Here is a 4,276-nt window from a genome sequence, read left to right as displayed (position 1 = left end):
CCTCAGTTCAGTCCGCACCAAGCCCTGCCAATCCACTCCATCGTCAGCGGAAACATCTTTCATTTGCACAACCAAAGCCTCGCCATCTGCCACGACGGGGATCGCCCCCCGAAAGGGGAAACCAGGCTTTATGGTCGTGATACCTGCCAAAATCGTCTTCATTTTATGAGCACCATTGTTAATGATGTGATCATCATATCAACCTGCCATACTGACGTCAAGAAAAAAACAGCACCAATCAAAATGGTGCACATATCGTGATGACTCTTCTTCCGGCACTGGGACGCAAACAGCGACAAGACTCCCAAGGCTTCGTATTCCCGGCTGGCACACATATCACAAGAAATGATTGAATATTAATGGTTTTTTTGCATAATAAACGGATGTGATGGTGTTCAAAAAAAAACAATTTGTTTGGTTTTGTCTGATCTGGGCACGGGAAACCCTTCTCCTCCGAGCCTGAATGATGTAGACGGGAAACAAGCGTAAAACGCCCTGCAACCAATTGACTCCACATAGACGACACCGTGACACGAGAACACACACCAGAGCAGTTGAAGGTCATTGGTCACCGCCTGAAAATGGCGAGACAGGCGCTCGGCATGTCTCAACGGGACGTCTGCGCGTTGCTGAACGTTCACACCGCCACATGGAACCACTGGGAAACCGGGCGTCGCATGCCCGATCCCATGGTAATTGTGGAGTTTGCAAATTCCTGCAAGGTTTCACTCGATTGGGTTTACAATGGCCAGCAGGTCGGAATTCAATTCACGACTGAGCTATTGGTCGCCATTGGCCAGAGGTTGAGAACCGCTCGGTCTGCACTTGAACTCCATCCGGAAGAGATGTCAGCAACGTTGAGGATTGGCATGGACACCCTGGACAATTGGGAAAACGGCAGGTCTCTCCCCGACATCGGAACCATGATCCTCCTCGCCAATCGGTTCGCCATCTCCCTTGACTGGATCTATCGTGGCGACCCATCCAATCTGCCCTACCGGATTGCGGTAAGGGTACTCAAAACTGACGAATGATTCCATTCCTCGCGACGGGTTGGACGTTCTGGAGTTATCGAGACCAAAGCTGGCAGCAGAACAGTCTGGATCAACTGAGAAAAACCACTGAGAAAAGCCACTGAGAAAAGCCATGGAAAAGTGATGCCACATGATACAACACGCATGCGGGATACTCTGCAGCAATGCTTTCACAACAGTTCAGAATGATTGAGGAACACTTCCTCGAATAACAATCTCGGATGGCGTAAGGGAACAATCATACACCAAAATCTCCACGCCAGCAGCGCGGGCCTGGAGCAATGCTTCCGTGTAATCCGGATCGATTGCCGCCGCCGGGGCAAACCACTGGCAGTCCTCTCGCTGCACCACGAAGAGCTGTACTGCCCGTTTCTTATCGATAGCGGCCTGTTGCAGCAAGCGCAGGTGATTGCGCCCCCGTTTTGTCACGGCATCCGGGAAAAGAGCCCCATCGCCCTGCCGCAAGGTAACACTCTTCACCTCAACCCAGCAGTCGCGGCGGCCTGGGGCCTGGAGCAGGAAATCCAGCCGTGCATGATCGGTTGTCATGGCCTCCTGTTTGATCGACGAATAGCCGGACAATTCCGGTATCCGGTTGTGTGCCAGAGCTTCTGCCACCAAATGGTTGGTTCGACCGGTATGCACCCCCACCCAGCTTTCTGTCATACGCATCAGCTCCAGTGTCCAGGCTGTTCTTCTGCTCGGGTCCGTGGATGCGGAGAGGAGCACCGGAACACGGTGGGGAAGCAAGCCCATCATGGAGCCGGAGTTGGCGCAATGAGCGGTGACCAATCGACCATCCTCCAATTCGGCATCGACGAGGAAACGCTTGTAGCGGCGAACAATATTGGCGGCGGTCAACGGTTCAGGCAATAACATGAGAAATTTTCCTTGGCACGGGCCTTTTCTGGAGCATTGATGCCAGAAGTCGTTTCTTCTGCCCATTTCCGGTAGCGTATGCAAGGAAAATCTGTCAGCATGCCGTCTGTCGCTGGATTCCCCATCAGGGTCGAGTCCTGCGGCTGTGGACTTGGCACAATACCCAAGGACTCCCGGAAACGGACGCATGGAAGCGAATCAATGGGAGAATGCAGGGACGGCGGCGGCCCCGCCTGCGCCTGCCAATGATGGTGCGTGCAGGATTCCCTGGCAGCAGGTCGAGTCCAGCACGCCCCTTCGTTGCCCCACTGGTCAGTTGCCCCCTATTCTGAACGCATACTCTGCCGCATCCGCCAGCGACTGCCCCCCACCGCCAAACTGGTTCAATGCCGGGAATTTCATGAAGATCGTTTTGCCAGCAAGTGCCGGATCGTAGGCGTACCGGAAAATCGCCCCATCGCAGCGGACGAACCGGCTCTGGCTGGGGTGCGCCTTGATCGTTGATCCGTAAAGGCCACGCCGCAGGTAGCCATCCAGGGTGTATTGGTGACTGCCTGTCAGCGTGGCGGTGGAGTACGCGATAAACTCACCATCCACCCACGCCAGGGTGGCTCTGTTGTCCGCATCGGCGACGGTGCCGGAGGTGAGTGTGCCGCCAGATTCAGACAGATCGATCTTGCAGGTGTGTGTTGTATCTGGATCCGAACCGCTTGCCATCGTCTCAGTCAGGAAGCCATGGCGGGCCGGTGAGACGATCTCGCCTATTTTTTGGTAATTACTCCCGTCGGACGACAACCAGACCTGACAGCCGCCATAATTCTCGCCACCTGACACAGCCACCCAAATCTCTCGCAGTCCGGGTGTCAGTTCAGTGGGTGCATCAAACACCACCGGCGTGTTGATCGCGCCTGATGGTTTGTTGAAATCGGCAACATAGCCACCAACTTCCTGATGGGGATAGGTAGCCGTGCTGAACACGCCAAATGGGGCATCTTCCGCCTCAACAGTGAGCAGGCCGATTTCATCCTCTTCAATAGAGAGTATCCGCACCGGTGTTTTGTCCAACCCGGTGCCAGCGTCGGTGAGGGTGACAAGGTCTGTCGGTTCCAGAAGACAGTGCCGCCAACCCAGTTTGAACCCGTAGGAGTTGCGGACGTATTGCACCCTCTGGAGAATGTTCTGCGCCACCATCCTGGCCACTGCAGCGGACTTGATCTCGTGGAATTTGATAGAATCCATGGATCTCAAGCCAAAGAGATCGATGGAAACCATGTCCTTCGCCTCGGCCACTTCGGTGTTGAACTGGTTGCTGGCGTTCAGGAATTCTACTTTGACGTGGTTGTACACGTCAACAGACGGCTTTCTGGTGACTGTCACCGGATCTTCCAGTCCGGAGACGATGAAATCATCTTCTGTCAGCTCATAAGCCGGCGTCAAATTTGGTGTGAAGGTGACTCCGTTGCCGGTGACAAGCGCATCGCCAAGTGGCGTCACTTTCAGCACACCTTCCGAGTAGTAAACCTCCGAATTGGTGATCTTCATCAACCGTGCGATAATGGCACTCGCCTCCTCCTGGGCGGCATAGACCGGCGACAGGAAGAGGCCGCTGGCTGTGCAGTAACGGTGATATTGCGTCCAATTACCCATATTTGCCACAGGAAAACCCAACCCGTAACGGGTGTTGGTCAACAAATCGATGATGACATCCTTGGGATGCGCATCATAAATCCCGTTTGCTGCATCAAACGACAACTGGCCAATGACATCAAAATTCAGGTTCGGCAGTGCCGTGCCAGAACCCAACTGCCAATCCATGGAGGCGGCATAGGCGATGCCGGGGTAGTTCAATGCCTGCTCCGGATGGTTTGTAACCAGATAGGTCCATTGGCCTTGATCGGATGCGCCATTGAACACCGTCACCACGGAGGAACTGCTGTTGATGGCGTTGTAGTTGTAAGAGATCTGCACCTGGATGTTGGAAAACTCGGTTGCAAAATAGTAGGTGCCGCCATTCACGACAAAATCTGTCCCAAGCGTCAGTGGTGTTGTCACCTCTCCATCGATGGCCACACAGGAGATATGACTGGTCCACTGTGCGCCGTGCGCCACCGTGACCTGGTGCGAACCAGAAATAATATGCGGCTCGTTCCAGGCCGCTGATGGCGTCACCACCTCCGACAGATTGGCCGGGTCTGCCTTGTATTCCTTGTTGGACCAGATGCCATCAATGCCAACAATCGGCCCTTCACAGAGGCCAAAACAGAATGAAGCGGTGTAGGTGTAGGTTGTATTGCTCTCTGGTTTCGGGAGTAGCGGTCATGTCAATTGGCCAAGAGTTGGCGGATAATATTGGCCAAGACAGG

Annotated in this window: 3 protein-coding genes; 1 reads left to right on the top strand and 2 read right to left on the bottom strand. The window is 54.3% G+C overall.

From position 1 onward, the window contains the following. The first annotated feature begins 554 nt into the window (after positions 1 to 554). Positions 555 to 1,034, top strand: coding sequence for a helix-turn-helix domain-containing protein (locus EJP87_RS14190; protein WP_227657653.1), 480 nt, complete (start codon positions 555 to 557; stop codon positions 1,032 to 1,034). Positions 1,035 to 1,214: 180 nt separating this feature from the next. Here EJP87_RS14190 and sfsA read toward each other — a convergent pair whose 3' ends face one another. Both sfsA and EJP87_RS14180 read right to left on the bottom strand, forming a co-directional pair. Next, on the bottom strand, positions 1,215 to 1,913 hold the full coding sequence (gene sfsA, locus EJP87_RS14185; protein ID WP_130472519.1) for a DNA/RNA nuclease SfsA: 699 nt from the start codon (positions 1,911 to 1,913) through the stop codon (positions 1,215 to 1,217). A gap of 312 nt (positions 1,914 to 2,225) precedes the next feature. Next, positions 2,226 to 4,082, bottom strand: coding sequence for a phage tail protein (locus EJP87_RS14180; protein ID WP_153188688.1), 1,857 nt, complete (start codon positions 4,080 to 4,082; stop codon positions 2,226 to 2,228). Positions 4,083 to 4,276 lie beyond the last annotated feature (194 nt).

The sequence above is a fragment of the Candidatus Magnetaquicoccus inordinatus genome, assembly GCF_004217665.1.
In the GTDB taxonomy this organism is placed as follows: Bacteria; Pseudomonadota; Magnetococcia; order Magnetococcales; family Magnetaquicoccaceae; genus Magnetaquicoccus; species Magnetaquicoccus inordinatus.
The sequence above is the reverse complement of the archived record's forward strand: the minus strand, read 5'-3'. Positions and strand labels throughout refer to the sequence as shown.

What these genes read in the sequence shown, in the direction of transcription:
- sfsA (WP_130472519.1), bottom strand. Translation starts at nt 1,913, where the DNA reads ATGTTATTGCCTGAACCGTTGACCGCCGCCAATATTGTTCGCCGCTAC.